This window comes from Haloferula chungangensis, from assembly GCF_042664875.1.
In the GTDB taxonomy this organism is placed as follows: Bacteria; Verrucomicrobiota; Verrucomicrobiia; order Verrucomicrobiales; family Akkermansiaceae; genus Haloferula; species Haloferula chungangensis.
In genome coordinates, this window is the sequence record NZ_JBHTBS010000001.1 from 903,262 (window position 1) to 929,377 (window position 26,116).

21 protein-coding genes and 1 tRNA gene are annotated in these 26,116 nt (G+C 58.8%); 8 read left to right on the forward strand and 14 right to left on the reverse strand.

The features are described 5' to 3' along the window. Positions 1-11: 11 nt before the first annotated feature. From ACFQY0_RS03605 to ACFQY0_RS03655, 11 genes are all read right to left on the reverse strand, one after another. Positions 12-857 (reverse strand): VOC family protein, encoded by an 846-nt coding sequence (locus tag ACFQY0_RS03605; protein ID WP_379709176.1) that lies wholly within the window; start codon positions 855-857, stop codon positions 12-14. Positions 858-1,047: 190 nt separating this feature from the next. After that, entirely contained in the window at positions 1,048-2,607 is a 1,560-nt protein-coding gene (locus ACFQY0_RS03610; protein WP_379709178.1) for an ammonia-forming cytochrome c nitrite reductase subunit c552, read from the reverse strand. Positions 2,608-2,625: 18 nt separating this feature from the next. Beyond that, positions 2,626-3,096, reverse strand: a complete 471-nt coding sequence (nrfH, locus tag ACFQY0_RS03615; protein WP_379709180.1) for a cytochrome c nitrite reductase small subunit — start codon at positions 3,094-3,096, stop codon at positions 2,626-2,628. Between the two features lie 150 nt (positions 3,097-3,246). Then, a complete protein-coding gene (locus tag ACFQY0_RS03620; protein WP_379709182.1) occupies positions 3,247-4,005 on the reverse strand; it encodes an MIP/aquaporin family protein in 759 nt (252 codons plus the stop codon). A gap of 19 nt (positions 4,006-4,024) precedes the next feature. Continuing rightward, positions 4,025-5,584, reverse strand: a complete 1,560-nt coding sequence (locus ACFQY0_RS03625; RefSeq protein ID WP_379709184.1) for a glycerol-3-phosphate dehydrogenase/oxidase — start codon at positions 5,582-5,584, stop codon at positions 4,025-4,027. Positions 5,585-5,604: 20 nt separating this feature from the next. Then, entirely contained in the window at positions 5,605-7,113 is a 1,509-nt protein-coding gene (glpK, locus tag ACFQY0_RS03630) for a glycerol kinase GlpK (RefSeq protein WP_379709186.1), read from the reverse strand. A 269-nt stretch (positions 7,114-7,382) separates the two neighbouring features. Further along, positions 7,383-7,871 carry a hypothetical protein gene (locus ACFQY0_RS03635; protein ID WP_379709188.1) on the reverse strand — a complete coding sequence of 163 codons (489 nt, stop codon included), beginning with the start codon at positions 7,869-7,871 and terminating at the stop codon, positions 7,383-7,385. Positions 7,872-8,022: 151 nt separating this feature from the next. After that, positions 8,023-8,832, reverse strand: a complete 810-nt coding sequence (ppk2, locus tag ACFQY0_RS03640) for a polyphosphate kinase 2 (RefSeq protein ID WP_379709190.1) — start codon at positions 8,830-8,832, stop codon at positions 8,023-8,025. 41 nt (positions 8,833-8,873) lie between these two features. Then, positions 8,874-10,727: an aspartate ammonia-lyase gene (locus ACFQY0_RS03645; RefSeq protein ID WP_379709192.1), complete on the reverse strand. Its 1,854-nt coding sequence runs from the start codon at positions 10,725-10,727 to the stop codon at positions 8,874-8,876. Between the two features lie 25 nt (positions 10,728-10,752). Then, a complete protein-coding gene (locus ACFQY0_RS03650) occupies positions 10,753-12,087 on the reverse strand; it encodes an anaerobic C4-dicarboxylate transporter family protein (protein WP_379709194.1) in 1,335 nt (444 codons plus the stop codon). Beyond that, on the reverse strand, positions 12,084-13,571 hold the full coding sequence (locus ACFQY0_RS03655; RefSeq protein WP_379709196.1) for a DcaP family trimeric outer membrane transporter: 1,488 nt from the start codon (positions 13,569-13,571) through the stop codon (positions 12,084-12,086). Before ACFQY0_RS03655 ends, ACFQY0_RS03650 begins: the two co-directional genes overlap by 4 nt. A gap of 219 nt (positions 13,572-13,790) precedes the next feature. Here ACFQY0_RS03655 and ACFQY0_RS03660 point away from each other — a divergent pair, with 219 nt between their 5' ends. Both ACFQY0_RS03660 and ACFQY0_RS03665 read left to right on the forward strand, forming a co-directional pair. After that, the gene (locus ACFQY0_RS03660) at positions 13,791-15,449 is read left to right on the forward strand and encodes a SulP family inorganic anion transporter (RefSeq protein ID WP_379709198.1); all 1,659 of its coding nucleotides are present in this window, start codon (positions 13,791-13,793) and stop codon (positions 15,447-15,449) included. Between the two features lie 4 nt (positions 15,450-15,453). After that, positions 15,454-15,906, forward strand: a complete 453-nt coding sequence (locus ACFQY0_RS03665; RefSeq protein ID WP_379709200.1) for a potassium channel family protein — start codon at positions 15,454-15,456, stop codon at positions 15,904-15,906. A 130-nt stretch (positions 15,907-16,036) separates the two neighbouring features. On the opposite strand, the gene ACFQY0_RS03670 is transcribed toward ACFQY0_RS03665, so the two are convergent. The 3 genes from ACFQY0_RS03670 to ACFQY0_RS03680 all read right to left on the reverse strand — a co-directional run bounded on the left by ACFQY0_RS03670 (position 16,037) and on the right by ACFQY0_RS03680 (position 18,227). Continuing rightward, positions 16,037-16,109, reverse strand: a tRNA-Ile gene (locus ACFQY0_RS03670). 305 nt (positions 16,110-16,414) lie between these two features. Next, positions 16,415-16,639, reverse strand: coding sequence for a hypothetical protein (locus tag ACFQY0_RS03675; protein ID WP_379709202.1), 225 nt, complete (start codon positions 16,637-16,639; stop codon positions 16,415-16,417). Between the two features lie 205 nt (positions 16,640-16,844). After that, on the reverse strand, positions 16,845-18,227 hold the full coding sequence (locus tag ACFQY0_RS03680) for a PLP-dependent transferase (RefSeq protein ID WP_379709204.1): 1,383 nt from the start codon (positions 18,225-18,227) through the stop codon (positions 16,845-16,847). Between the two features lie 220 nt (positions 18,228-18,447). Between ACFQY0_RS03680 and ACFQY0_RS03685 the strand changes: the two genes are divergently transcribed. The 6 genes from ACFQY0_RS03685 to ACFQY0_RS03710 all read left to right on the forward strand — a co-directional run bounded on the left by ACFQY0_RS03685 (position 18,448) and on the right by ACFQY0_RS03710 (position 26,074). Further along, a complete protein-coding gene (locus ACFQY0_RS03685; protein ID WP_379709206.1) occupies positions 18,448-20,040 on the forward strand; it encodes a S8 family peptidase in 1,593 nt (530 codons plus the stop codon). Then, positions 20,030-20,803, forward strand: a complete 774-nt coding sequence (locus ACFQY0_RS03690) for a hypothetical protein (RefSeq protein ID WP_379709208.1) — start codon at positions 20,030-20,032, stop codon at positions 20,801-20,803. The genes ACFQY0_RS03685 and ACFQY0_RS03690 overlap by 11 nt, the downstream gene beginning before the upstream one ends. 2 nt (positions 20,804-20,805) lie before the next feature. Then, complete coding sequence (gene hemW, locus ACFQY0_RS03695) at positions 20,806-21,882, forward strand: radical SAM family heme chaperone HemW (protein WP_379709210.1); 1,077 nt, start codon at positions 20,806-20,808, stop codon at positions 21,880-21,882. 189 nt (positions 21,883-22,071) lie between these two features. After that, complete coding sequence (locus ACFQY0_RS03700) at positions 22,072-23,109, forward strand: quinone-dependent dihydroorotate dehydrogenase (protein ID WP_379709212.1); 1,038 nt, start codon at positions 22,072-22,074, stop codon at positions 23,107-23,109. Between the two features lie 62 nt (positions 23,110-23,171). Beyond that, positions 23,172-25,274, forward strand: a complete 2,103-nt coding sequence (locus ACFQY0_RS03705) for a protein-disulfide reductase DsbD family protein (protein ID WP_379709214.1) — start codon at positions 23,172-23,174, stop codon at positions 25,272-25,274. Positions 25,275-25,426: 152 nt separating this feature from the next. Further along, complete coding sequence (locus ACFQY0_RS03710; protein WP_379709216.1) at positions 25,427-26,074, forward strand: HAD family hydrolase; 648 nt, start codon at positions 25,427-25,429, stop codon at positions 26,072-26,074. Positions 26,075-26,116 lie beyond the last annotated feature (42 nt).

A 26,116-nucleotide genomic window follows, 5' to 3' on the forward strand; every position in this document is an offset into this window, starting at 1 on the left:
TCACGTTCTCCTCATTTGGTTTCCATCAGGCCAATGGCAGCTCCGCTCGGATCTGCCACGACGGCGACTCGGCCCTCCATCAGTTCCGGTCGGGGTGACACGACCACCTGTCCGCCAAGCTGCTTGGCCTTCGCCACGCTGTCACCGATGCTCTTCACTCGCACGAAGGGCAACCAGGTCGGTTGGACCTTTGACTTGTTAGACGGGATGCTCCTCACCGTGGCGCGCGCTCGTCCGGCGGAACTCAGGATGTAGTCCGAGTGCCCCGAAGCGGCGTCCTTCCTGATTTGGTATCCGCCGACTTTGGAGTAAAAGTTCGCAGCCTTTCCAGAATTACGGCTCAAGAACTGAATCCATACCCAGTCTCCGATCTTCGCTTCGGTGTCGGGAGGATCACCTGCAGAAGAATGAATGATGCCAAACAGCGCTCCTTCGGGGTCGGCTAAAACCGCCTGTCGACCGCGTCCCTCCAGATCAGCTGGAGGAATAATCACGCGCCCCCCACCATCCTTCACGGATTTTGCGGCGCGATCCACATCGGTAGTGGACAAGTAAGCGAACCAGCGAGGCGTCGCTTTCGCCTTACTGGAGGGGCGTGACTTTTTAATGAGTCCCGCCACGGGGCGGCCACGATTGGATGCCACGAGATAATCGCTGTTTCCTCGGAATTTCCACCCGAACAGACCGCGATAAAAATCCCGCGCGGCATCCGTCTGATCGGTGACGAGATCCGCCCGGACGAACTTACCGGGAAGATAGCTCGGTTCCGCGGCCGTCAGTGGCCCCAAAAGGCAGCACGCCGCAGCCATGAGCACCGCCGGCAAGGCGATGCGGAAAGAAAATGCTCTGGTTCTCATGAGTGAAATTTTCGGATGAATCAATACATGCCATCGGTGCGGTTCCAACAACCTGAAACTCCCCGACTGTCAGTCCCGGCGATCCCCCGTTCCGTCATACCTCTCCAGTCCACCATTCGGCGGGACGCCAGGCGGGAAGGAACAGCCTCTCTAACAAAGTTGTCTTCGATCACGGATACCGCAGACTTCATCATTGTTCCTCCTTGCTGTTGTCCGGTTTCGCTTTCAGCCAGAGTTCGAGTGCCCTGACCTGTGCCTGACGCGAATAGTCGATTGATTCGCCGAGGATTCTTGCGGCTTCCTGAGGGGCGTGGAAGCCCATGGAGTTCTCTGCATTGACAAAGTCGAGCCTCCACTGGGCCTTGCGTTGGAGACCGTGGATCTCGGAAAGTTCCTCGGCGCTGAGCCCTCCTTCCTTTGCCGATACGATTGCGGTCAGCGCCTCGTCGAGGGCCTCGCCGGCTTTGCCCATGAGTGAATGGGTGCGATCCTGAATCGCATGCACCCGGGCAAGAAGTTCCTCCTCGGGGTAGGCATGGCAGGTCTGGCAGGAACGCGAGACATTCAGCAAGGGGCTGCGCACCCAGTGATCAGAAACCTTCGTGGCCCCTTCCCTTTTGTATGGCATGTGACAGTCGGCGCAGGACACCCCGCTACGGGCGTGAATCCCCTGACTCCACATTTCAAATTCGGGATGCTGGGCCTTGAAAACCGGCGCGTCCGTCTCGGCATGCACGAAGTCAACAAAAGGACTGCCGTCCGGAAACGTCGTCTCTTCGTAGAAGGACTCAATCTCCTCCATCTTGATTCCCTTGTCCCATGGATAGAACAGCGTCGTCTTCGGTCCGCAGTAGTATTCGACGTGACACTGCGCGCAGGAGAAACTGCGCATCTCCTGGCGGGTGGCATCGACATTGGGATCGTAATCCTTGGCTCGGTCGCCCTTGCGCCAGCGTTCGATGCTGGGAAGGTGGGGTGCCTCTTTGTCGCTTCTGGCAAAGGCCTGGATGCCGCGGACGAAACCAGGTCGCGTCACCCGCAGCGCCATGGTATCCGGGTCGTGGCAGTCCACACAGGAAACCGGATGGGCATCGCCAAGCTGATGCTCAGCAGGCTCATTCGCGGGGGTGCCATCGGGTGTTTGAAGCATCATCTCGAAGGCCTCATGATAGGGAATGGTGCTCATCTTCTCAAAGCCCGTCATCACCGCCTGCCACTCAAAGCCGCTTGCGTCGGCAAAAGAACGCCCGCTGTCCTCAAAGCCAATCCTCCGCCAGGTCGGTGCGGCAGATGCATGACAGTGGAGACATGCACCCGGTTGCGGACGCTCGGTAATCCGCTTCGACTGAGTCTGGTCGTAGAGCATGTAGGCGTGGCCGCGACGGTCACGGAAATCAAGGGCGAAAGCATAACCACGGAACATGCGCTGCAGCCAAGGGTCGCGCTCGATGCGTGACTCGGGAATCGCCCCCTCAGATCCGCCGTAGCGGGTGTGGGTTTCATCGACGGTGCGCATGTAAGCGTCGTATTGCCGTGGCCAGTTCTTCCCCCATTGCGCCGGATCAGTCGTGTTTTCGGTGACTTCGACAAGTCGCACGTAGGGATTCATCGCCTCGGCCTTGCGTTCGAACATCGTGGTCAGGAGCCAGGCGATGCCCGCCGTCGCACCGGCGGAGATGATACCGGTGAGAATGAACCACTTGAGGATGCGCTTGCGCGATGGCTTTTCTTCTGGTTTGGAGGTGGACATGATATTCAGGAGTTAGAGTTAGTATCGGGCCCCGTGCCCGACGTTGCGATGACAGTGGACGCATTGGATCGATTCGGTGCTCGGTGTCCTGCTGCCGACAACCAAATCGTGAACGAAATCCCCGTGGCAACGGAGGCAGGCCTTCTGAAGAATTTCCGCATTGCGCGGCTTGATCTGGATCGGGTCGTGGAAGTCCATCAGCGTGAAACCCTTCGAGTGCCAGAATCCGTTATCCGCCTTGGACAGATACTTGGGAATGAATTCGTGCGGAAGATGGCAGTCGTTGCAGGTCGCGGCTTGATGGTGCCCGGCTTTCTGCCACGAGTCATACTGATCATCCATAACATGGCAGTTCGCGCAGGCCGCAGGATCGGTTGAAAAATAGCTCAGCCCTTCCCCATAATCGAATGCGAAGGTTCCCAGCCCGATCGTCGCGCCATAGCACGCGGCGATTCCCACTGTGACCTTTTTCCATGAGAGCTTCCTCATCCAATTCCCAATCTATCTTTTTTTTCCTGGATCAGGCAATCGTAAAAGGGCTTCGATGGAGTCACCAAACCGCTCCGGTTCAAGCTGCCCCCCTTGCAATCCTGTTAGTCCATTGCCTGGTCACAAAGTCCTCCTGCTTTTCGGACCGCATCATCCGGTGACCGCACCATGCAGCCATGCCGCAATCAAGGCTCCTGCGACTGGCCCGGCGACCGGCACCCAGGCATAACTCCAATCGCTGTCCCGCTTGCCCGAAATCGGAAGCAGTTGATGGACGATGCGTGGTCCGAGGTCTCGCGCCGGGTTGATCGCGTAGCCGGTGGTTCCGCCGAGCGAGAGTCCGATCCCGAAGACGACCAGTGCGATCGGCAGCGCGCCCACCGAACCCAGTCCCACCATTACCGTTTCAGCATTGACTTGAGTCTCGACCCCTTTCAAATCGATGAATCCACCGGTTACACTGAGTGCGGCGAAAACGAGAACGAAGGTTCCGAGTGCCTCGCTGACAAAGTTGTTAGGTAGCGAACGAATCGCGGGGCCGGTGCAGAAAGTTGCCAACTTGGCGTCGCCATCGTCGCTCACCGCGTAGTGCTTGGCATAGGTCAGCCGCACCAGCGCAGCACCGATCATGGCACCGGCGAACTGGGCCAGAATGTAGGCGGGCATCTTCGCCGCTGAGAATTTACCGGCTGCCACCAGTCCGACGGTGACCGCCGGATTCAGATGGGCGCCGCTGGAATCAGCAGTGCACACCACGGCGACATAGACCGCTATCGCCCACCCGGCGGTGATCACAATCCATCCCGAGGCGCTTCCCTTGGTTCCACTCAGGGCGACATTGGCGACCACTCCATTGCCTAAAAGAATGAGCACCATGGTCCCTAACAACTCTGCAATCCATGGCGTCATGATCATCATTCAAGGGCTTTCAGTTTACAACATAGCCTGCGGCGATCGCTTGATAGGTCTCCACCTGCTCCTTCTCCCAGGCGGAATCCCGACCAAGCTCCGCGGCGAGCAGCGCCGCGACCTTCGGTGCCATCTCGATCGAGGCTCTGGCATTGAGAAGTAGCGCCCGAGTGCGTCGCGCAAGGCAATCGTCAACCGTTCGCGCCAATTCGTGACGCGCCGCCCACACCACCTCGGCCGCAAGGATTGGCAGAGCATCATGCAGCGGCTGATTGAGCTCCGGCGAGCTCTTTGCCAATTCAAGGATCCCCTGGGCATCAGAGCCGTAGACCGCCAGACTGCCGAAGCGTTCAGGATGTGAGTGATAGCCATGAACATTCAGTTTCTTGGTAATGCACGGCTTTTCATCCAATGCAGCCACGGTTTCGGCATGATTGACACAATCCTCCGCCATGTTGCGATAGGTGGTCCATTTCCCTCCACAGACCGTCACCAGCCCGGATGGACCGATGTGTATGGTGTGGTCGCGAGACAAGGCCGCGGTATTGCCATCGCCGCCGGCCTTGACCAGCGGCCGGATACCCGCGAAGGCGGAAAGCACATCGGCGCGCGTCGGTTCCCGTTCCAGGTAAGCCGCCGCGGTTTCGAGAATGAAATCGATTTCTTCCTCCAGAGGTACCGGTTCCAGACTCGATGACTCGATCGGGGTATCGGTGGTTCCGACGACCACATGGTCATGCCAGGGAATGGCAAACATCACCCGCCCATCTGAGGTATGCGGGACCATGATCGCCGTGTCCTTGGGAAGAAACGACTTCTCGAGAACAAGGTGCACGCCCTGGCTCGGGGAGATCATCGTCTCCGCCTCAGGATCGTTCATTTTCAGCAGATCATCGGTAAAGGGGCCGGTTGCGTTAATCACCGCCTTGGCCTTGATGGTGTGGATTTCTCCGGTTTCAACGTCGGTGAATGTCAGACCGGAAATGAAACCGTCGGCATTCTTCACCAGACCGGTCACCTTGGTGTAGTTCAACATCACCGCCCCCTGCTCTGCCGCGGTCTGGGTGAGGTTGACTAACAGACGCGCATCATCGAACTGCCCGTCGTAGTACTGCACCCCTCCGAGCAGCCCCTCGGTCTTGAGGGTCGGGATGTGATCGAGAGTCTTCTCCTTGGACATCAGCACCGAGGGACCAAAACCGTATTTCCCGGCAAGCATGTCGTAAACCTTCATGCCGATCCCATAAAAAGGAGCTTCCCACCATGTATAGTTCGGAACGATGAAACGCAGGTCGCTGACAAGATGCGGCGCGTTGTCGCGCATGATGCCCCGCTCCTTGAGTGCTTCCATGACCAGCGACACATTCCCTTGTTGGAGATAGCGAACCCCACCGTGGACGAGCTTCGTGCTACGGCTACTGGTGCCTTTGCCAAAGTCACTTTGTTCGAGGAGCAGCGTCGAGTAGCCGCGCGAAGCGGCGTCCACTGCGGTGCCAACTCCCGAGGCGCCGCCACCGACAATCACGATATCCCATGTGTCCGTCGCACGGGCCTTCTCCATCATTAAGTCTCGATTCATCGTAGTTCTGGATATGGTTTTTACTTCCCTTTCTTTTCCTCCGACAGCCAACCCAAGGATCGGCGGACTGCCTTGTTCCAATCGTCCCGTTTCTCAGCCACCTGATCGGCATCCATCGCCGGTTCGAAAACCCGATCGACCTGCCAGTTGACCTCAAGATCTTGTGATGACTTCCAGAAGCCGGTGGCCAGACCTGCGAGATAGGCGGCGCCCAAGGCGGTGGTCTCGACCATCTTCGGCCGGATCACCGGAATCCGGAGCACATCGGCCTGAAACTGTAACAGCAGATCATCGCAGGTCGCTCCACCATCGACCCTCATTTCCGGGATCGGAGCGTCGGCATCAGCGACCATCGCATCCAACAAATCCGCGCTTTGGAAAGCCATCGACTCCACCGCCGCGCGTGCGATGTGTCCTGCGGTGGTCCCGCGGGTGATGCCGAACATCGTGCCCCGCGCATACTGATCCCAATGAGGGGCGCCGAGACCAGCAAAGGCTGGCACAAAAATCACCCCGCCAGCATCATCCACGGATTCGGAAAGTTCCCGAATCTCCGACGACTTGGAGATGATTCCAAGTCCATCGCGCAACCACTGGACCACCGCGCCGCCAATGAAGACACTCCCTTCCAAGGCATAGCTGGTCTTGCCGTCGATTTCCCAGCCGATCGTGCTGAGCAAGCGGTGTGACGAAGCTTTCGGCTTGTCGCCGCAATTCATCAGCATGAAGCAACCGGTGCCATAGGTATTCTTCACATTGCCGGGTTCGTGACAGAGCTGACCGAAGAGCGCGGCATTCTGGTCGCCCGCCATTCCGGCGATCGGCACGCCCCGGCAGGTCATGTCAGCGGCGACTTCACCATAGACTTCGCTGGAGGACTTTACTTCCGGCAGCATGGACACGGGCACCCGGAAAACTTCCAACAGCTGCTCGTCCCAGGCACGGGTTTCAATGTTATAGAGCATGGTCCGCGCCGCATTGGAAGCATCCGTCACGTGAACCGCTCCCTCGGTCAGTTTATAGGTCAGCCAGCAATCAATGGTGCCAAAAGCGAGTTCGCCGCGCTCGGCACGCTCGCGTGCACCATCGACATGATCGAGGATCCACTCGAGCTTGCTGCCGGCAAAGTAGGCATCGGGAACGAGACCGGTGCGCCCGGTTATCAACTTCTCGGTCTCGCCGCCCTTGAGTTTGTCAATGCGTTCGGCGGTCCGGCGATCCTGCCAGACGATGGCATTGTAGATCGGTTTACCGGTGGCGCGGTCCCAGACGACCGTTGTCTCCCGCTGGTTGGTAATTCCGATGGCCGCGATATCATCAGCAGTGGATGCCGTCTCCCGCATCACTTCATTGGCCACCTCGGATTGAGTCTTCCAGATCTCCTCCGCATCGTGCTCGACCCAGCCCGGCCTTGGAAAGATCTGTCGGAATTCCTGCTGGGCGACGCCGGAGATTTCACCAGCTTCATTGAACAAAATAGCTCTCGAACTCGTAGTCCCCTGATCCAGGGACAAGATATAGCGATTCATGGGTTGGTAGCGGGTTTTTCTCCCCATGCTCGGAGGGCGAAAATACGCGAAAGCCGATAACAAGGGAATACTATAGACAGACTAGTGAACCACACGTCTGTTAGTCAATAATACTTTGGTAGGGGGGACCATACCCGCCACCATCCCTTCACACCACGTCATCTTGCAGCCAGAAAACAAAAGAGCACCGGTTTGAATCAAACCGGTGCCCAACATGAAAATCTGTCGCATTCGCGGAACACCACGAAGCGAATGGGAAAGAACTGGAATCAGTCGTCCTTGTCCTCGGTTTCCTGAAGCACTTTGCCGTCGGCATCGACAATCAAATCGAGGTCGGGCTTGTCATTCCGATCAACTTCGATGCGGTAGGTCGTTTTTCCTTTGACGATTTCCTTGTCGACGTCGTCGACCTTGCCGCCACGGGCGCTGGCGAGGGTCGCGGCGAAAGCAGGGTAGTCCTTTTTCGGAATGTCTTCCCGAGTCTTGAGGAGAGTCCCATCCGCATGGACGTAGATACTCAAATCGAGGTCACCGGGAAGGTCAACGTCTGCGACGTAGCGCTCCTGAGCACCCGTCTTGTAATGCTCGACTTCATCGACACGTCCACCGCGGGTATTCGCTTCGATGGTGGCACGGACCGGTGCGGGGCAATCGGCAAGGGAGACATCACGGCCATCGTCGTCATCCGCAATGACATGGCCTGCGGAAAGACACAGGGAGAGGGCCATCAGCCCGTGAGTTGATATTTTGAATTTCATATTACAATGGGGACTCATATTGAAAGGGAAGTCTCGCTTCCACATAGTGCAAACGTAGAGACACTCCCGGAATTTGGCAAGTTCTTGCTTCGGACGAAACACGCCCGCGAGGATAGGGAGTCGATGCATCTCGCCCCAGGTGATTGGCTTTCTAATATTTTTCGGGCACGAATTTTCGGCCCTCAAGGCTTGCTCGATCATCGTATGCTCCTTTTTCCGAACGTTCAGGAAGTTTGACCTTCTCGCGCTTCAGCTTCTTGTAGGGAATGAGGTTGAGAATGTGCTGAATGCAATTGAGGCGAGCCCGCTTCTTGTTGTCGGAATTCAGAATGTACCACGGGGCGTGCTCCGAGTCGGTTGCCTCGAGCATCATGTCACGAGCGCGGGAATACTCGAACCACTTGCTCCGTGATGGCAGATCCATAGGACTGAGCTTCCACTGGCGAAGAGGATCCTCGATCCGGGCCTCGAATCGGCGTTTCTGCTCTTCATCACTGGAATCCAGCCAAATCTTGAGCAGCAGGATGCCGCTGTCGGTGATGTACTTCTCAAACTGAGGACACACTTCGAGAAAGCGCGCGTGCTGCTTCTTCGTACAGAATCCCATCACGTATTCGACCCCCGCGCGATTGTACCAGCTGCGGTCGAAAATCACGACTTCGCCGGCCGCCGGAAAATGCTCAATGTAGCGCTGAACATACATCTGGGATTTCTGTCGGTCTGAGGGCGCCGGCAGGGCCACGGTGCGGAAAACCCGAGGGCTGACTCGTTCTGTTAGAGCGCGAATGGTTCCCCCCTTCCCCGCGGCATCGCGGCCCTCAAAGACGATAATCACGCGCAAGCCCTTGTGCTTGACCCACTCTTGCAGGTGGCAGAGTTCGCCCTGCAGCTTGCGCAGCTCTTTCATATAACTTTTCTTCGAGAGCTTCTCTGGCTTCTCTGGCTTGGAATCTTTGCTCATAAATTTTTCGAGGTTCGGTGATGAATCACGCGACGAAGCGATCAGATGCTCCGAGGTTCGGTCATTTTCTCAGGTGAAAGGATATCGTCGAGTTGTTCCTTCTCCATCCAGCCCTTGGCCAGAACCAGGTCATAGACGCTGCCGCCCGTGGCCAAGGCTTCCTTGGCGATCGAGGCGCTCCGTTCGTACCCGAGCACGGGATTGAGGGCGGTGACGATACCGATCGAGTTGCGGACGTATTCCAGACAGCGCTCTTTATTCGCCTTGATGCCGGTGATGCATCGGGAGTTCAGCGTCACTGCCGCGTTTCTCAGAAGGGTTAGGCCGAACAGGAGATTGAAGGCGATGATCGGTTCCGCCATGTTGAGTTCGAGTTCGCTGGCCTCCGAGGCCATTGAAACCGTGACGTCAGTTCCGATGATCTGGTAGCAGATCTGGTTGACCACTTCGGGAATCACCGGGTTGACCTTGCCCGGCATGATTGAAGAGCCGGGCTGCATCGGTGGCAAATGAATCTCGTTGAGTCCGCAACGTGGACCGGAGGACATCCAGCGCAGATCGTTGCAGATCTTGGAAAGCTGAACGGCCGCAGTTTTCATCGCACTGCTCATCAGGGCGAAGCCGCCACAATCCTGGGTCGCCTCGACGAGATTCGCCGCGAGCTTCACCGGAATGCCGCTAATCTCGGCGAGATGCCTTGTGCAGAGTTCGGAGTAGCCCGGAGGACTGTTGATGCCAGTACCGATCGCTGTGGCACCCATGTTGACTTCGTGCAGCTCCTCACCCGCACGCTCGATGTAACGAATGCCATCACCAATCATCACGGCGTAGGCACTGAATTCCTGACCGAGGGTCATCGGCACCGCGTCCTGGTTTTCAGTGCGGCCCATTTTGAGCACGTCGGAAAACTCCTCCCCTTTGGCCTCGAGCGCGGCGCGCAGTTCACGCAGGGCCGAGGCCGCGTCGCGCAATGTCAGGATCACGCCAAGTTTGATGGCCGTCGGATAGGCGTCGTTGGTCGATTGGGAGCGGTTGACATCATCATTCGGATGGAGGTGCTCATACTGCCCCTTGCGGTGACCCATGATCTCGAGACCACGGTTGGCAATCACCTCGTTGGCATTCATGTTGGTCGAGGTGCCGGCACCACCCTGGATCATGTCGATCGTGAAGTGCTCGTGCCATTGCCCGGCGATGATTTCATCGCAGGCGGCCAGAATGGCATCGGCACGCTCCGGCTTGAGAACGCCGAGCTCCTTGTTCGCGGTGGCGGCGGCTTTCTTGACGTAGGCCAGACCACGAACGAAGTGACTGAAGTGGCTGAGCGGAATCCCTGAGATCGGAAAGTTCTCCATACCGCGCAAGGTCTGAACGCCGTAATACGCGCTGTCGGGAATCTCGCGTTCGCCAAGGGAATCATGTTCACGTCGCCAGGTCGCAGTGATCGCCGGACCGACACCCGCGAACTGCCGGTTCGCATCGCGCAAGCGGGTGCTGAGCCGGCGCGCGACGTGACCAACCATTCGGTAAAAGGCCTCGGGATTCGTCGCGCGAAGTTCATCGAAACGTTCCCGCGAAATCTGCAGGATGGCGACATCTGTCAGCGCCACGGCCGATGCGGAGTGCGGCAGATCATCGAGCATCACCCCTTCACCGAATGCGGTCCCTCTGGTCAAGGTGGCGAGTCGTTTCGTGCTCCCGTGGACTCCAGCGACAATCTCGACCTCCCCTTCTTCGACCACTCCCATCCACAAACGCGGGGTCGCTTCATGAAAGAGATATTCGCCTGCCTTGTATTGACGGGACTCGGCATCGGCAAGCAAGTCGCGCAGGGTTCCTGGCTCGATACCGATCGAGCCGGCGATGTCATTGACGCGGGATTCTGAAAGATTCATAGATAGGATTTTCGGGAAAGTGGGCTCAGGCCAAGAACTTCGCGATGACCAGACCCACAGTCACGGCCACGATAGTGCTGATCAGTCCAGGCACGAGGAAGGAGTGATTGATGACGTATTTGCCGATCCGCGTCGTCCCGGAACGGTCGAAGTTGATTGCGGCAATGATGGTGCCGTAGTTCGGGATCAGGAAATAGCCGTTCACCGCCGGGAACATCCCGATCAGAAACGGTGGTGCGATGCCCAGCGAGAGACCAAGCGGCATCAGCGCTCGGGCCGTGGCCGCCTGACTGTAAAGAAGCACCGACGCGAAGAAGAGTCCGAAAGCGAAGGTCCATGGTGCGGCTTTGGCCATGCCGCCCAGCGCACCGATGATCTCGTCCTTATGCGCCCCGATGAAGGTATCCCCCATCCATGCCAGACCAAAAATGCCGACAACCGCGGTAATACCAGCCCGGCAGGTGGAGGTCTCAGGAATCAGCTCGGGCCTAACTTTGCACAAGGTGAGCGAGGCGGCGGCCACGGCGAGCATCACCATTTCAATCGCCACCGGCATGGCCACCTCGATGACCTCACCGTCGGGTCCCTTGAGCGAGCGCAGACTTGGAACAAGTCCGAGGACGACCACAAAGGCGACACCGATCATGAAGATGATCGCACTTCTTTTCGCAGATGCTGGCAACGCTTCGGTGGACCCGGCTTCTGCCGGAGCGGGAATTTTCCCACTGGCCAGCCTTTCCTGGTACTCGGGATCATCCTTCAGATCCTTGCCGATGCGGGTTTGCACCAGCGCCGCTACGATCACCCCGCAGAGCGTGGACGGCACACAAATCATAAGAATCTGCGGCAGGCCCCAGGCGAGATCCTTGCTGGCAAAAAGACCGATCATCGCAGCGGTGGCGGCGGCGACAGGGCTCGCGGTGATCGCCTGCTGGGACGCAATCGTCGCAATCGCCATCGGACGCTCCGGGCGGATGCCATTCTGATGCGCCACTTCGTAAATTACCGGTAATAGCGGATAGACAATGTGGCCGGTGCCAGCGAGGAAGGTGAAAGCATAAGTCGTCAAGGGCGCAACGATCGTCACGTGCTTCGGATTGCGACGAATGATTCTCTCCGCGACCCGCACCAGAAACTGGATGCCACCGGCTGCTTCCATCACGGAGGCCGCCATGATCACCGCCAGGATGATCAGCATCACATCGATCGGTGGAGCCGTCGGCGCGACCCCCATCAGGAAAAGAACGACCAACCCTACGCCGCCCCAAAGACCAAGGCCAACACCCCCGGTGCGTGCGCCAATCGCCAACGCCGCCAGGACGACGGCAAAGTGAATTACAAGAATAAGTGTCGGGTTCATTTCACAAGATCGTAGCGGAATACAAAGTTCAGGCGATGTCCGTCGCCGTCGGTCCCGTCATAGGTTTCCTTCATGCCGTAGAGGTATTCCAGACCAAGGCGGAATGAATCGGTCGGCTGCCAGACCAGGTTGGTGCTGAAGCTCGCCGTGCTTTCCGGAGTCAGAGCGTCGACGCTGGTTGGAAGATCCGAAACCACCCAGCTGCCCGCGAGCGTCGAACGAAAGTGATCACTCCATCGATGAGTGTAGCCGATCATTGGAGCAAAGATCGGGATCGCTTCCAGTTCGTTGCCAACCCATGCGGCATCGAGGTTGTTACCGTTGAAGTCATTCACGTAGCGCGCAATCCCTTCACCGTAGGCCACCTGAGCGAAGAACTCGTTGCACTCGTCCACTTCCCAGTTTCCCGACAAGCTGAATCCCCATCCGAGCGTGTTGTCGTCAGGCCCGGTGTCGTTCTCGAAGCCCAGGCTCCGACCGATGGCCGCCAGTTGGATATGGCCCAATCCACCTTCCCAGCGACCTCCAATGACGAAGTCCGGCGTGGTGCTCCGCACTTCAGAATTGGCCGGCATGGTGGACGCCAGGATGTCGCTCTCCGGATACTCGACACTGAAGTATGCGTGGCCCTCGCCGTAGTTCTCCCAGAGCGGTTGAGTGTAGCGGATCTGTGCCTGCCGGCGATTGAGAATGCCCACCGGCCCCTGGTAATCGACCACGTCAGGCCAGATGTCAGGGTTCATGAAACCCGAAAACGTCTGACCGATCAGAAAGTTCCACGCTTGCCCGTAGAAGTGACGGACGCGGAAGCTCATCGTGTTCGATGTGGAATCACCGAAAAAGTCATTCTCATTGTAGATCCGAAGCTTGCCGGACTCGGAGGCTGGACGACGAATCTCCATGCTGATACGCGTGCCCTTGCCATGAATGGTCGATCGTTCCCCTCCACCGGCGCCAAGCTGGCTGCCTACTGGAATGGTCGATGGAACAAACATGTTAGGATTCCCGTTGTTCTCGAAGTCGAAGATCGTATCAACACGGGCAGAACCACCGATCTTGAACATGGTATCAGTGCCGGGAATCGAAATGAAACCTTTGAGCTCCGGGTCGAGGGGTTCGTTATCAGGACGGGGGGCGGCACGCTGAAGATTCTGGAAACCATCAAAGTCACGCACCGGCGACCCCGCCCCCGCGGAACCCGGAGTAGCCAGGGTGATGGGAGCTTGGGTAATCGCCGGAGTGCTGGCGCTGCTCGCCGGAGCCGGAGCCGGGGCTGCGGGCCTTGATGCGGGAGCTGCCGCCGGAGCAGCCGGGAGGCTTTCTCGGCGCGCCTCTTCCCGATCCCTCTCCCGGGCTTCCTCTTCAAGCACGGCAATGCGCGACTTCATTCCTGCCAGAGCTTGCTCCATTGCGGCGAGCGCTTCCTTCATCTCCTCGACTTCATCGCCGTGAGCCTGCGGTGCCCATGCCACGATAGCCGTCATCGCTATGATCGGCCCCACCGGAAATCGGTTAGAAATCGCCGCAGATCCATCCACCTCGGTGTGGTGAGTGAAAAACTTTCCAAACATCTCCTCCTTGATAGAGATTTCCTCAATACCCAGGCAACGGCTTATTCGTACAACCAAGGTATTACAAAAGCCTTCTCCCGGGGGACTCGGCTTGTCATCGGCGGCGGCTGACACTATCACTCATCCGTCTTCATGAATCTTCCCGCCTTTTCCTGGATCCGCAGCTATTCCCGTCAGTATCTGCGCGGTGACCTCGTGGCTGGACTGACCTTGGCCGCTTACCTGCTTCCCGCGGGCATCGGCGATGCTTCGCTCGCCGGACTGCCGGCCGAGGCGGGGCTCTACGCCTGCCTCTTCGGCGGTCTCGTTTTCTGGCTCTTCTGTGGATCGCGTCACACGGTGATCACGGTAACCTCCGCCATCTCACTGGTCATCGGAGCTTCGATTGCCCCGATGTCCGATGGCGATCCAGCCCGCCACGCCGCCCTTGCTGCAGCTACGGCGCTCCTAGTAGCAGCCATTGCCTTCGTCGCCTGGGCGGTGAAGGCGGGCACGATCGTGAACTTCATCTCGGAACCGGTGATGATCGGCTTCAAGTGCGGTGTCGCGCTCTTTCTCGCCAGCACTCAGCTTCCCAAACTGTTCGGCTACAAGGGCGGTCATGGCGACTTCTGGGAACGCAGCGGCCATTTCATCGGCAATCTCGACCAGACCAATACCGCTGCATTGCTCACCGGACTCGCCGCACTGACCCTTCTGATTCTGGGAAAGATCTTCCTGAAGAACAAACCGGTTGGTCTTTTCGTGGTCATCGGAGGCATCATCGCGGCGACGCTGTTAGGCCTGGAAAAGCAAGGCGTCAGCATGCTTGGCGAAGTCCCGCAAGGACTGCCGAAACTGGGTCTTCCCGCAGTCCAATGGAGCGACCTCAACGAACTCCTGCCGCTCGCCCTCGCCTGCTTCCTGTTAGGGGCTGTGGAAACGGCGGCCATCGGACGCATGTTCGCCGCGAAACATGGAGGGCGTTTCGATAGCAACCGCGAATTCCTCGCCCTATCCGTTTCCAACCTCGCCGCCGGACTCGGCCGAGGCCTCCCCATCAGCGGCGGCATGTCCCAGTCCCTGGTCAATGAGAGCGGAGGAGCAAAGACTCCCCTTTCCGGCCTGATTGCCGCCATCATCATTCTCCTCGTGGCCCTCTTCCTTTCGGGCCTGCTCCACAATCTCCCCCAGCCTGCCCTCGCTGCCATCGTGCTTGTCGCTGTCGCCGGACTCTTCAAGGTGAGAGCCCTCAAACGCCTGTGGCAATACAATCGCTCCGAGTTCGTCGTGGCGATGGCAGCCCTCGCCGGGGTGCTCTGTTCGGGCCTCCTGCGGGGGGTGATGCTCGGTGCGATCATCTCACTGGTCCAGCTGATCCGCAGTGCTTCCAAGCCCCATGTCGCGATGCTTGGCCGCATTCCCGGCACCCGCCGGTTTTCTGATCTCGCGCGTCACAGCAAGAACGAAGCAATCCCCGGAGTGCTGATCTGCCGGCCGGAGTCAGGACTGGTCTATTTCAATATCGATCACGTTCGCGACACCATTCTCGCTGCCGCCGAGCGCTCCCAGGCCAAGCTTGTCGTCCTCGATCTATCCGCCTCCCCGAGAGTCGATCTTCAGGCGACGGAAGCGCTGGGCAGCTTGCATGCCGAACTGACGAGTTCCGGCATGGGTTTCCAAATCGTGGAGGCCCATGCCTCCGTTCGTGATATGTTGCGCCGCGAGGGATTTGAGGAGAAGATCGGCAGGATCGATCGTAAGATCAGTGTGGCCGACGCGGTCGACGCCTTCACCAACGGAACCCACTGATTTCATGTTTCCCGGACTAATCGCCTCATTCATTCTGGTGGCCCTGTGCGTGGTCATTCACTCCATGGGTATCTCCCGAATTCTTCGTTTCACTCGTGCGAGACTTCCCTCACCCGAAACGCACCCGTGGGTCTCGGTGTTTTTCGTCGTTCAGATTGCCTGGAGCCTGATCCTCCTGCACATGCTTCAAATCGTCATCTGGGCGGGATATTTCACCCTTCAAGGCTGCCTGCCGGACTTCGAGACTTCGCTCTACTTTTCGGGAGTGACCTACTCGACCCTTGGATTTGGCGACGTGGTGCTTCCGCAGCGATGGCGATTGCTCGGCGCGGCCGAGGGCCTGACGGGCATACTGATGTGCGGGCTCTCCACTGGGCTTTTCGTCGCCACCGCCCACCGCATTCTGGCTGCCCGCTTCCAATTCGATGACGAATCCCCTCCCACCAAGAGTGTTTGATAAGCGAGAGATTGATCCGGGCCGATGATCCGGGCGGAAACGGACCCGTCTCAGAGCCAGCGGGTCGGAAACTTCGCTCGATGACTCCGTAGCAAAACGATGCGAGACCAAGGAGAAGTCGAGGCCTAAGTAGGGCCGGCGGGGTTCGAACCCGCGACCAAAGGATTATGAGTCCCCTGCTCTAACCGCTGAGCTACAGCCCCATGTTGTCTTGCAGCGGAGCGCTTCATGCCCGCTTGTCACTCTGGAATCAAGGCTTTCCAACAATTTGACCGTCCTAATCCGGTGGACTCCGAGCGATCGAACACTTCTTCAAATAGGCCCAGTGCATCCCTCCAGTGGACCCCATCGAGTCCCGTTCGGGCACTTGGGGGCACTCCTTGTCGCTCGACCTCCCATTCCGCGCGCCGTTCCACGCCACTCTCAACCTCCCAACCTTGCAGGCCTTACGCAGAAACGGACGGGCATTGCCCGTCCGTTTCCTGTGTGGTTTTTTGAAAGTTTCGGATTACGCTGCGATTTCGTAATGCTCAGCGATTTGTTGGAAAATTCGGTCTCGGCGTTCACGGGCCTGCTCCACATCGCGGGTCTTCAGCGAGAAGCGAAGTCGTTCGGCAGTGGCATCCGGTTTGTGAACCGTAAGGTGACACCACCACACACCGCGGTTGTTCCAGAGATGATGATTGGGATTGTCGTGGTTGACGCGGAGCGCGAGCTTGGGTTTGCGTTTCATACGTTTTTTTAGCTTTTGGCCGATTTCCAAAGGAAGGATTCTCAGCAGTGCCTAACGGGTATTTTCCCGTTAAGATTAAAACTACTTCAGCAACTTATCTTAGGTAGGCAAGGATATTTGGTAATGAATGAAAATCTCTCGAACGATTGAATCACCGAGTATTCACATTGCATGACTTTTCCGGTCAAAACCGGGAGTCCATCCGTTAAGCAAGCTGGAGCGCTTCTCTGAAAATCGCCTCCAACGCGTCGCCATCTTCCTCCCCGCATGAGACGCGGATGAGGTTTCGGGGAATGCCGCAAGCTTCCGCCCAATCGAGTTCACGGTAGTGTGCGAGCATCACGTAGGGGCTCGCCAAGGTGAAACGAGTCCCAAAGCTCGGACCCTTGGAAACATCGAGTGCGTCAAAGAACTTTGGAGTCTTCTTCGGAGACTTCAGGACGAAGGAAAAGAGCGGCCCAAAGCCACCCTTGGGAGCCATCACCTGCTCGTATCGCTCGCGATGAGTCAGCGATGGGTGCCAAACTTCGGCGACCGCCGGGTGCTCGGAAAGCATCCCGACGAGCTGCAGGGCGTTGGCATTCGGCACCTCGATTCTCGAGGGATAGTCCTTGAGATTGGAGAGCATCACCTGGGCGTCTCCGATGTACATCGGCGCCGTGGCTTCCGACTCCTCGCGGATGGCGGCATTGATTTCTCCGGCAAATTCAGAATCGCGGCGGACGACCACCACTCCGCCCATGACGTCCCCGGAGCCGGACAGCCATTTCGTCAGGCTGCCTGTGACCACGTCGGCCCAAGGCAGGGCCTTGACGTTCGATGGTCCGACGGACGAGTCATCGACGATCAGCGGCGTTCCACCTTCGCGGCAGGCTTCCGATACCCGCGGGAGATCCGGGCAGCGAAGAAGAGGATTGCTCGGCACTTCCGTGAATACCGCCGCGAATTCGCCTTGCCGGATTCTCCGCAAGGCTTCATCGAAGGACTCCCCCTCGGTCTCATTCAGAAAGACGACGCCATTTCCAAGGCGCTCCTGGACCTTGAGGGAGTCGACGTAAGGGAACTCCAGTTGAAGTGTTTTTCGGCCACTCGCCACGCCCGGCAACGAGCGCATCACGGCCGTCACCGCCGACATGCCGCTGGCGAAGACAGAGACGTGCGATTGCTCAGCGCCATAAATCGTGGCGAGCCGTCGTTGAAGCAAGTGACGCTTGGTGCCGGTCAGCGCTCCGCCATTGAGAATATCTTCCGCCATCCGGCTGCTGACGAGTTCACCCGTTAGACGCTGGTATTCAACCGCGAGAGGCGCGGCCTTTTTGGACACGATGACCGCCTGAAGCCCATTGAACGCCGACGAGCGGGCCGCTTCCTTGCCCTGCCTTTCGATCCAGCGCTGCGCCCGCTGCGCCCCTTCCTTGGTCGGGAAAAGAAACACCTCCTCGGACTCGGAGCCCAATTCGTTTCTGGCGACCACGGTAAGTCGCTCGAGCAGCGGATTTCTGAAAAAGCGCGGATATCCGGCACGGAGGCGTCGCATCACCTTGTCGCGGCCCTCTTCGTAGCCGATCACCGAGTTCCAGGTCGGCATGCATACCGAGCAGGCATGCGGGGACTCAGGAAGTGGTAATCCCAAATCCTCCTCCCTTGATGCTGGGTGAATTCGCAAGTCGCGCATGCGCTCCTACTGCTTGCGACCGGATGGGCCAGTCTAGCAAGCCGTATTTCTTCCATGGGCGGCATTGGACCGATTTTATTAATTTGAGATTTTTCGCTACCGAAGTGGTGGTTCCGTGGTTTCTGTAGATGCAATGAAGTCACGTAGCCCTTGGATGATCCTCGCCGTGGTGGTTTCCCTCGGACTGCTGATCGGAGTGTGGTTTGGCCAGTCGGCTTCCCAGACGGGTGAGTCCGAGCAGGAAATCGCGCAGCGGGAACGCCCGGCTCAAAAGCAAGCGAGCCACGAACACTCGCGGATTCCTAAGCGCCAATCATTGCCCACCGGCAAGGCGGCATTCGATCTCGATGCCATTGAGGCGGGTGCCATTCAGGGTCAACGTTGGTTAAGATTCTCTGATCGAAATGCGATGGAGCAATTTCTCAAGAGCCTCGAAGGCAGCGGAATTTCCGTACTCGCATCGATCGATGCCCTCAACGCCCTGAGGATCGGATTCACGGACTCCGATGGACTTGCCAGTCTTCTCGATGGCTCGGAGGAAAGCGGCTACATCTTTCCTGTGACGGTGCCGGATGTCGGGGCGGTCGACGAAGGTGCGCTCGGATTCGGTCGCTCGCTCCTCCAGTGGCTGGGATTGGAGGGCAGCAACGAAGGGGCCGGAGCCGGCGTCAGCGTGGCGGTGCTGGACACCGGGATCGGCGAAAGCTCGGTCTTCTCCGACAACATCCGACGGATCAACCTCATCGATCTTCCCGCCAACCTCGCCGACCTCAATGGCCACGGCACGGCTGTCGCCTCACTCATCGCCAGCCAGCTCGGGCTCTCGCCTGGAGCCTCGCTGCTTTCCGTCCGCGTCGCGAATGACAACGGCACCTCGGACAGCTTTACGCTCGCTCAAGGAGTCATCGCGGCAGCCGACGCGGGGGTCAACATCATCAATATCTCGATGGGCTCCTCGGGAGACAGTTCGATTCTTCGATCCGCCATCGAATACGCCCAGGCGGCAGGTGCGATCATCGTCGCCTCGGCAGGAAACGACGGTGCCAGCCGGATTTCCTACCCCGCCGCCTATGAGGGCGTCATTGCGGTCGGTGCAGTGGACGCCAATGGCAACCACCTCAATTTCTCCAACTCGGGCAATGTCACAATCAGTGCCCCCGGATTGAGCGTGTTCGCCGCTTCTCCCGGAGATCAAGGCGTGCTCTTCACTGGCACTTCATCGAGCGCCCCCGTCGTTTCCTCGGCTATCGCCTACGTCATGCAGACCCAGAACGTCAGTGCCCAGCAGGCGATCAACATGCTCGTTCAGAACGCGAATGATGCCGGAGCTCCCGGCTATGATGCCGCACTCGGTGCCGGCTACCTCGACATCGGGCGTATCAACCGCTTGGACGACCCGACGGCCACCGACGCCGCGATCGCCTCGAATTTCGTTACTCAGGGAACCAATGGCAGCGTGCTCCAGGTCACCGTGCAGAACCGGGGCAACACGACTTTGGTCAACGCTCCCGTGCAAGTCACGACTCCCTCGGGAGTTGTGACCCTGAACGTCGCCACGCTGCCCGCAGGCAAGAGTCAGACCTTTGACATCCCGCTCAACAGCACCAGCCAGCAGGGGCAGGAAATCCGAATTGACTCCAGCGTGTCGCTTTCGAGTGGCGGGACTGACCTGAATCCGTCAAACAACCGGCGGGTCGACGTCCATATTCCCGCTGATGCTCCGTAAAGTTTTCCTATTTCTCATCCTGATCTCCGTCCTCAGTGCGGACGATCGCTGGGCACCGAATGCCGTCGCCGGCCCGGTCAATCAACTGGTGGTTTCGGGCAATGCCTGCGGACCCGCCGCCTTGCTCACGTCCATTCGCTGTGGCGACGAGTCCTGGCAGCAGGTTTCGAAAATCATCCCGGGCAGTTCCGATCGCTCCAAGCTCCTCTACATCATCAAGGCCCACGGGATGCAGGCCTCCCAAAGCCTCAAGGGTCGCAAACGCTGGACTCGCCACGGCATCAACGCCGAGGACCTCGAACAAGTCGCTGCTGAACTCGCAGCCTTGAAAGGACTCCCCTCGCCTCGCTCCGAGTCGCTTTTTTGCAAGAAGCGCGAGACTCCCGTCAAACTCATCGATCGCACTCACGATCGAATGCGCGACTCCCTGAAGCGTGGGTTTCCGCCGGTTCTCAGCCTCAAGCGCTACGTCTTCCGTCAAGGCCAGTGGCAATCTCTTCAAGGGCATTTCGTTACCGTCGTCCGCGTGCCGGAAAAGATCGACCGCAAGGCTACTTCCTTCAGCTTCACCTACTTCGATCCCTGGCAGGGAAAAAAACACGAAGGCAGTTTCCGGGTTCCCACCCAGCCCATCCTAAGCGCCGACGGGCAAAGCAGCTCGTGTCTGGAGGTCTTCGTCCCATCCGCCGATATCGGTCGCAAGTTCGTCAAGAGCGGCGAGAAAAGTTTTGTCGTTCCCGTGGGAGTCATGGGTCGCTGGTAAAGATGCTCGGTTACATTCACATTCCCTTCTGCCACCGCGTCTGCCCCTACTGCTCGTTCTACAAGCACACCCCGGGAAAAACCCCGATCGGTCGCTTCATCGACAGCCTTCTAACAGAAACGCGGAACCGTCTCGCCGAGTCGCCAAGGTCACTCTACTTCGGCGGGGGCACGCCATCGATGCTCTCGCCCGCGCACCTGCGGAAAATGCTCGACGGCCTGGCGCGCCTGATCGACTTCGAGGCCCTTGAAGACCTCACCCTCGAAGCCAACCCCGCGACCTTCGATCTCGCCAAAGCCTCACTCTTCCGGGAACTCGGCATCCAGCGGATTTCGTTGGGCATCCAATCCTTCGCCCCCCACGTTCTCGAAACCCTCGGTCGCGAGCATTCTCCCGAAGAAGCCGCCGAGGCCGTGCGCACCCTGCGCGCCGCCGGCATGCCATCGGTGAACATCGACCTGATGTTCTCCATCCCGGGTCTCTCCCTAACCGACTGGCGACGCACCCTTGAAACCGCCATCGCGCTCGAGCCGGACCACATCTCCGCCTACAATCTTACCTACGAAGAGGACACTGCCTTTTTCGAGAGCCTCAAACGCGGCGATCTCGATACCGATGAAGACCGCGATGCCGAACAGTTCATGCTCGCCGACGAGCTTCTAACAGCCGCGGGTTACGAGCACTACGAAACCTCGAACTACGCCCGCCCGGGACATCGATCCACCCACAACCGTGGCTACTGGAAGGGCGAAGACTACCTCGGCCTCGGGCCCTCCGCCGTTTCCACCATCAACGCCATCCGCACGAGCAACGTCGCCGACACCGACCGCTACATCCGGATGATCGAACAGGTTGGCCACGCCACCATCGAGACCGAGTCGCTTACCCCCGATCAACTTCGGCTGGAGCGCATCGCCCTGCTGCTGCGCACCGAAGAAGGCGTCCCACTCAGCCTTCTCAATGAAGCCGAGCTCCCCCGCCTCATCGAAGCCGGCCTCGCTGTCGTCAAAGCCGACCGTCTCGCCCTCACCCGCCACGGCTCCGCCCTCGTCGATCCGATCGCCGCCGAGTTGGCGTGAGGAGAGCAGACAACCTCGGCGGCCGCTCGCCTCTCCAGACACCTGCTCAGAAAGCCGCTCCGCCACGGCTCACGCGACCCAATGAGTTTCGATCGAGGAATGCATTCGCTTCCCTCGGCGCTTCTCGATTTCGCCAAGCTTTGGATTTTTGGAGTTTAAAGTTTGAGCTTTAAAGTTTCCCCTCTCCCCGTGTCCGATGCTTATGAATTCGCCCGCTCGCTGCTTTTCAAACTCGATGCTGAGAATGCCCACCACCTGAGCCTGCGCGGCCTGCGGATGGGTGAAGCATCGGGAGCGCTTTCGCTGCTCTACCCCGAGGACGACTTCATCGATCCCGTGGAGGTGATGGGGCTGAAGTTCCCGAACCGAGTCGGACTCGCGGCAGGTCTCGACAAGGAGGGAAACACGATCGATGCGCTGGGACGGCTGGGATTTGGATTCGTGGAAATCGGCACGATCACCCCCCGTCCTCAGGCAGGAAACCCGAAGCCGCGGCTTTTCCGTCTCGTCGAGCAGGAAGCGATCATCAACCGCATGGGTTTCAACAATCCAGGCATCAAGGCGGGCGTCGCCAATGTGCGCGCCTCCAAGTCATTCGCGGGAGTCGTCGGTTTCAACATCGGCAAGAACAAGGACACACCGAACGAGAACGCTGCGGACGACTACCTGATCTGCCTCCGCGAAGCCTTCCCGGTGGCGGACTACATCGCGGTGAACCTTTCCTCACCAAATACTCCCGGACTGCGTGACCTGCAGGGCGAGGATGCTTGCGCAAAACTTCTGGAGCTTTTGAAGAAGGAGCAGCAGAAACTCGAAAGCGAGCATGGTCGACGTGTGCCGCTGCTCTTCAAGGTCGCGCCGGATCTCGATCCACCCCATATTGCCGGACTTGCCCGCGTGTTCCGGGACGGTGGGCTCGATGGATTGATCGCGACAAATACCACGATCACTCGCGACGGCGTCGAAGCGAATCCGAAACATAGCGAAGCGGGTGGGCTCTCCGGTCGACCGCTCACCGAGCGCAGCACCGAGGTCATCGCCTCCTTTGCCTCTGAGCTGAAGGGTGCGCTGCCGATCATTGGCGTGGGTGGGATCTCATCGCCTGATGATGCCGTCGCCAAAATCCGCGCGGGCGCTTCCTTGGTGCAGATCTACTCAGCCTTCATTTATCAAGGTCCGGATCTGGTTCGGGAAGTGGCGCGCAGACTAAGCCGCGAGGCCATTTGACGGGTTCAGGATTCTTTTTGGGATGATGAACCGCCCTTTCCGCTCTAATAAGCCATAACGCCATGCGACCGCTTCTTCTTTTTCTCCTTACCTTTCTCCTAGCCCACAGCCCGGCATCGTCTCAAGAGGATCCATTTGGCGGCTTCGGCCCTGAAGCCACAACAGAGGGAAAAGAGAGCGCCAGCCTCGTTTCGGAGCTGTCATCGATCGTTCCCGGCGAGCCCTTCACCGTCGCCCTGACACTGCCGCACCCTGAAGGCTGGCACACTTATTATAAGAACTCAGGCGGCGTCGAACTCCCACCGTCACTGGAGTGGAAGCTTCCCGAGGGATTCACTGCCGGGCCGATCCAGTGGCCGGTCCCTGAAATCCACAAGGGCGACTTTGCCACCAACCTCGCCTACGAACACAGCATCACCCTGCTGGTCGAGATCACGCCGTCCGATGCCATCAGCGCCGGGTCGGAGGTCGACCTGGAAGTGTTCGCCACCTGGCAGTTTTGCAAACCGGGCCGATGTGAGAACTCCGAAGCCACCCTGAAGCTCCAGCTCCCGGTGGGCGACGGCAGCCCGGATGCGGCTCACCAGGATCTCTTTGCCAAAGCACGCGCGGCCCTTCCCAAGCCAGCTGATTCCTGGGAGTATGCAGCGACGCGCGAGGCGTCCACGATGAAGCTCATCGTCGACGCGCCTGAAGAGCTCAGCGCTCCGGTCGAGCTCGAGTTCATTCCCGACCAGCCTTTCCTGCACCCGGTGTCGCTGACGCCTGTCGAGCTTGTCGATGGCGAACTCACGCTCCCGCTGACTCAAGGTCTGGTGCCTTTCGGCGATGGCGAGCTCGTCCCGATGGAACCCTCGTTCAGTGGCATCCTCGTCGTCAAAAGCGCCAGCGGCAGTCAGTCGCTGTTGGTACCTGAGACGACTTTCAGCAGTCCGCCCGCTCCCCCGCTTTCCTTTGCCAAATTCCTGCCGGTTCTTGGAGGGATGCTGTTAGGTGGACTGATTCTCAACCTGATGCCCTGCGTTTTCCCGGTGATCGGGCTGAAGATCATGGGCTTCGTCCAGCAGGCTGGCGAGGATCGCAAGAAGATCATTCTTCACGGCATCGCCTTCACCGTCGGCGTGCTGATTTCCTTCTGGATTCTGAGCGGCATCCTCTTCGCCCTGCGTTCGGCCGGTGGCTCGGGCGAGGAAGTCGGATGGGGCTACCAGCTCCAGAAACCGTGGCTCGTACTTTCGCTGATGCTGCTGATGTTCGTGATGGGTCTCAGCATGTATGGTGTTTTTGAAATCGGAGCATCGGCCACCGGCGTGGGCGGCAAGCTCCAGTCGAAGAACGGCCTCGGTGGATCGTTTTTCTCCGGCGTGCTCGCGACGATCGTCGCCACTCCCTGCTCGGCGCCTTTCCTGGGTGCGGCAATCGGCATCGCGGTTTCCTTGCCTGCGTTTCAGTTCTTCACGGCCTTCACCTTCATGGCGCTCGGGCTCTCGCTCCCCTACCTGATTCTTTCGATCTTTCCCAAGCTCCTTGAGAAACTGCCGCGTCCTGGTCCATGGATGGAGTCCTTCAAGCAAGCGATGTCCTTCCTGCTTTTCGCCACCGCCGGATTCCTGCTCTGGGTGTATGTCGGGCAGATCAAACTCGAGAACATGCTCAATGTCGTCATCGGTCTCAGCATGATCGCCATCGCTGCCTGGATCTTCGGTCGCTGGCACACCCCGGTCAAAAGCACCAAAGCCCGCAACATCGCGAAAGTCCTGACGCTCGTTTTCGCCATCGGTGGATTCCTCGCCTGCAAGCCACCGACTGGTAAAAGCCTCGACTGGCAGGTGTGGAGCGACGAACAAGTCAGCGAACTGCTGGATGAAGAGACGCCTGTCTTTGTGGATTTCACCGCCCAGTGGTGCGCGACCTGCCAGCTGAACAAAAAGCGGGCCTACCCGGAAGAGGTCGTGAAACTGATGGAGGAGCGCGGAATCGTCACGCTCAAAGCCGACAAGACCAGCCCGGATCCGGCGATCGAAGCTGCGCTTCAAAAGCTCGGGCGCAGCGCGATCCCTGTGAATGTGCTCTACGTTCCGGGGAAAGACCCGATCATCACCCCCGAATTGCTGTCCGCCGACTACATGAAGGAGCTGATCGAGAAGGAGCTCCCCAAGTCGTAAAAGCGGTGTGATCCTACTTTGCGACTTTCCTTTCGAAGGATGCAATGTCCTCAGCATCGCGTCTCTAACCGACCACCCGACTTGCGAATACGGATTCGCGGTTCCGAGAGAAACGCATGGCAATGTCCGGCGTCTCGTCCTATCCACGCCCTGTGATTCAAGCCGCCATTTTTGACCTCGATGGGACTCTCGTCGACTCCCTCCCGGGCATTGCCGCATCCCTCAATCGCGCCCTCGCTACGCGAGGTCACGCAGGCCACGATCTTGATGCCGTCCGCTCATTCATCGGCAATGGTTCGTGGATGCTTTGCCGTCGCGGAGTGCCGGCAAGCTTTCCGGATTCGGAAGCCGATGCCGTCAACCGGGCCTTCATGGACGACTACGACCGCACCTGGCTTCGAGGCACCGAGCTTTTCCCCGGCATCACCGAGCTTCTGGCCCAGCTCAAAGCGCACCACATGCCGCTGGCGGTGCTTTCCAACAAGCCCCATCCCTTCACTGCTGACATCGTCGATTCCCTGTTTACCGCTGGAACCTTTGACGTGGTTCTCGGCCATCGAGAAGGCACGCAGCCCAAGCCGGACCCGTCGGGAGCCCTTGAGATCGCCAACATCTTCGATCTTCCTTCCACAGGGATCACCTTTATCGGTGACTCGCTCGTCGACCTTGAGACGGCGACTAACGCAAGGATGCAACCCATTCTCGTAAGCTGGGGATATCGCCCCATTGAGGAGCTGCGCGCCACCGGCGCACCGCTACTCCATGCCACCCACGAGATCCTCAATCACCTCATTTGTTAGATCCGCTTGATCCTTGTCCGTGAGCACCTTCCGCTTGCGGAA